This is a genomic window from Halorubrum sp. AJ67, from assembly GCF_000513435.1.
On sequence record NZ_CBVY010000004.1, the window covers coordinates 201,074 to 204,176 of the forward strand.

Sequence of the window (3,103 nt, forward strand, 5' to 3'; positions counted from 1 at the left end):
GGCTCATGCGCGCCTCCTCGGTGTCTCGACACCGCCGTGAGCGGTGCGTGTCGTTCGTCTCGTCGTCGTTCCGGTGTCGTGTCCTGTCATGTCTGGGTCTGTGTGGTTCGATCCGGTGGGGTCCGCGTGGTGCTGGGCCGCAGACGGCCCCTGCGTGCGGTCGTCGCGGTCAGATCGGGCGATCGATGTGCGTTCCGTGCCCGGGCTCGCCGACTATCTCGCCGTCCTTGAAGGCGACCCGGCCGCGGACGACCGTGTGCGTCGGCCACCCGGTCACCTCGCGTCCCTCGTAGGGGGAGTAGTCCGCGCCGCTTTTGAGCAGTTCGGGGGTCACCGTCTTCGTCTCGTCGAGGTCGACGACCGTCAGGTCCGCGTCGGTTCCGACCTGAACGGAGCCCTTCTTCGGATATATATCGAACGCTTTCGCGGTGTTCGTCGAGGTCACCTCGACCGCGCGCTCCAGCGAGATGCGCCCCTCGTGGACTCCCTCCGAGAGGATCAGCGGGAGCATCGTCGCCGTCGAGGGGAAGCCGGGAAGGCTGTCGGGCACGTCCTCGCCGACCTTGTCGTCGCGCAGGTTCGCGCAGTGGTCGGTGCCGATACAGGAGATCGTGCCGTCGGCGACGCGCTTCCACAGCGTCTCCTGGTCCTCCTTCGACCGCACCGGCGGGTTGACGTTGTGGCGCTCGTCGCACTCCTCCGCGGTCAGCGTCAGGTAGTGGGTACACGTCTCTCCGGTGATCTCCCAGCCCGCGTCGTGGAGCATCGCCAGCTCGTCGGCGGTTCGCCCCGCCGATACGTGGACCGCGTAGAAGCTGTCGTCGTAGTCGTGCTGTCGGGCCAGCGACCCGCTCGCGGTCATGCTCTGCGTCTCCGCGTAGTCCGGGAACTGGTCGACCAACACGTCGTAGTCGCGGTACTCCTGATCCTCGTCGACCGCGGAGTCTAGGTAGGGGTTGTCGCCGAGCGCGCTCGTGATCTCCATGTTCTCGGAGTGGTGGCCGAGCGTCGTGGGCGCGTCCTGCGCGGCGAGCGCCTGGATGAACGCGTCCGCCCAGTCGTCGTGCATCTCCGAGTCCGTGCCGAACTTCTTGGGCGCCACGTCCTTGTAGTTCTTGTACCACTTGAACGACGTAATCCCCAGCTCCTCGACGATGTAGGGGATCTCCTCGATGTGCTCGAAGGAGAGCAGCCCGAGCGAGAAGAAGTAGTCGTGGTAGTAGTTCGGCTCCGCCTCGGCGAAGTAGCCGTCCATGATCTCCTCGTAGGAGCCCCCCCGGCGGAAGTAGTTCCCGATGGTCGTGACGCCGCCGACGAGGTCGGAGCGGGACTCCGTCTCGGCGTCGGCCTCGAGCCCGCGGTAGATCCCGTGGTGGGTGTGCGGATCGATCGCGCCCGGGAGGACGTGTTTCCCCTCGGCGTCGATCACGCGGTCGCCGGAGAGGGTTCCCGCGCTCGCGATCGCCGAGATCTCGTCGCCGTCGACCGCCACGTCGGCCTCGAAGGCGCCGAGCTCGGGAGTGACGACGGTACCGTTGGCGATGACGAGGTCGTGCGTCATCGCGCGCCCTCCGTCGATTCGCTCGGGGTCATTCGTCGATCCCCCCAACCCACGACTCCACCTCGTCGCGTTCGAGCACCTCGGCGTACTTCATCCAGAGGTCCATCAAGGCGATCTTGTGGCTCGCCTCGATCCGATCGAACACGCACTCCTGTGGCAACACGACGTTGAAGCCGTTCTGCTGGGCGTCGATCGCGGTCGCGCGGACGCACCCGCTCGTGGAGTTCCCGACGATGATCACGGAGTCGTGGCCGCCCCAGACCAGCCGCGAGAGCAGGTCGGTCCCGTAGAAGGCGGAGGCGTACGACTTGTCGATCACGGTCTCGCCCGCTTCGGGGGCGACGGCGTCGACGATGTCGAGGTCCTCGTGATGCGGGTCGTCGTAGCTCGACGGGACCACTCGGGTGTACGTGACCGGGACCTCGTGGTCTCGGGCGAACTCCAGGAACGGTCCGATGTGGTCGATCGCGTCCCACGCGATCGACCCCATCGCGGTGCGATACTCCTCGACCGCGTCGAGTATCGGCTCGTCTTCGCCGACGACGAGGCGCTGCATGTCGATGACCAGCACCATCGGGTTCGTCCCCATCCCGCGGGACTCCCACGACGACGCCCCTTCCTTGTCGTAACCGGCCGCGGAGATGACCTGCTCGTCGCGCTCGGTGAGCAGGTCCTCCCAGATGCGATTTGTCATGGTAACAGGTGCCAGTACGACGAGGAGTCGCATAATTCTGTGGGTGCGGGAGAGTCGCACCGATCCCCCGACTCCAGCCCGACTGTGCGCCGACTCGCCCCGACGGTCGGACGCGTCATTTCGACGGTGCGAACGTCTCCAGCGTGCGCTCCGCCCACTCCCGGTCGCTCCCGGCGGGGGCGCGGACGATGGGGAGGTCGACGCCGAGCTCCCGGAGGTGGTCGAGTTGCGCCCGCGCCTCGTCTGGGGTCCCGACGACGGCGAGGTGATCGAGGAGCCCGTCGGCGACCGCGTCTGCGCCGGCTTCCATCGAGGGGGCCGAACGGACCGCCTCGACGACGTCTTCGTACCCCGCCTGTTCGGCGGCGCGGTCGTAATACCCCGGAATGTCGCGCAGGTAGTAGGCGACGTGTTCGGCCGCGGCCTGGCGTGCGCGCTCGGGGTCCTCGTCGACCGCGGTCAACACGTACATCGCCACGTCGATGGACTCCGGGTCTCTGTCCGCGCGGGTCGCGCCGTCAGCGAGCCACCCGCGTGCCTCCTTGAACTGCGAGTCCGGGTAGAGGTTCGGCACCCAGCCGTCGGCGAACTGCCCGGTGAGTCGGACGTTTGCCGGCCCCAGTGCGCCGTTATAAATGGGTATCGAGGCGCGTTCGGGCTCGAACGCCTCCCAGAACGCGGTCCGGGACGGCGAGAAGAACTCGCCGTCGAACCCCTCCGGGTCGCCCCGGAGGTACCGGCGGATCAGTTCGATGTACTCGTCCATGCGCGGGAGCGGGCGTTCGAACTCGGCGCCGTGGAACCCCTCGACGACGCCCGGGTGGGCGACACCGAGCCCGAGGATCGCC

At 67.6% G+C, this 3,103-nt stretch carries 3 protein-coding genes; all 3 read right to left on the reverse strand.

All coding sequences use genetic code 11. From position 1 onward, the window contains the following. Positions 1-169 precede the first annotated feature (169 nt). Positions 170-1,561, reverse strand: a complete 1,392-nt coding sequence (locus BN903_RS06355; RefSeq protein WP_048076927.1) for a dihydroorotase family protein — start codon at positions 1,559-1,561, stop codon at positions 170-172. 28 nt (positions 1,562-1,589) lie between these two features. Further along, positions 1,590-2,255 (reverse strand): isochorismatase family protein, encoded by a 666-nt coding sequence (locus BN903_RS06360; RefSeq protein ID WP_048076928.1) that lies wholly within the window; start codon positions 2,253-2,255, stop codon positions 1,590-1,592. A 115-nt stretch (positions 2,256-2,370) separates the two neighbouring features. Next, positions 2,371-3,103: LLM class flavin-dependent oxidoreductase (locus BN903_RS06365; RefSeq protein WP_048076929.1), on the reverse strand; the 733-nt coding region annotated here is incomplete at its 5' end.